General features: G+C 48.9%; 1 protein-coding gene. It reads right to left on the minus strand.

Annotation, left to right across the window (positions count from 1 at the left end):
- Window positions 1–758, minus strand: a 758-nt coding sequence (locus O4H49_RS20515; RefSeq protein ID WP_269425296.1) for a hypothetical protein, incomplete at both ends; no start/stop codon positions are given.

A 758-nucleotide genomic window follows, 5' to 3' on the forward strand; every position in this document is an offset into this window, starting at 1 on the left:
TATCAGTCATACCGATGATTGCCGTTGCAGCCTCGGGATTTTCTCTCAGGGTATCTGCAGCCCAGCCAAAGCCCTTTTTATAATTATTGAGCAGATAAAGTCCTGCATCTTGCTGAACTTGCTCCAGAGTAATTCCAATTCCGGAAAGAACATCGCTCGTTGAAGCAAGCTGAATGGATATTCCCAGAATTTTATAAAGGCTTTGACGCTCATCATATGAAAGGCTTGAAAGATCCGTGTCTCCACCATTTTTTTCGAGATAGGTTTGGACCTGTAGCATTTCCCCCATAGGAGAATTGATGATTTCATAAGCGTCTTCAGGTTCAATACCCTGAGAAATCAAATCACGATATAGGCCGTCGATTGCTTCACCTTTAACCTTAAGCTCCTCTGGCAAGACTGCTAACTGTGCTTCAATCAGATTTGCAACGGCTTCTACTTTATCCGCAGCCGTTGCGACTGCCTCTCGCAACCCCTGAAACCCGCTAACAACTTCCGCCAAACTTTCCCCACTGACATAAACCTTTACCTTGGTCTTTTTGTCCTTGGTGATTTCCTGCGCTTTTTCGAGGGCGTTGTTCAGGCCTTCGATACCTTGGCCGGGATTGGCGCGGATGGTGATTGTGGCATCACCGTTCGGGGCCGCGACGGTGGCGCGGGTGATCTGTTCTTTCTCCGCGTTTTCGTAAGAACCTTCAATGGTGGGCAGGGCGGCGATGCGGTCCAGCAGATCCGGGGAGGCACTGTCTGCACTATCA

The organism is Kiloniella laminariae (assembly GCF_027214005.1).
GTDB lineage: Bacteria > Pseudomonadota > Alphaproteobacteria > Kiloniellales > Kiloniellaceae > Kiloniella > Kiloniella laminariae_A.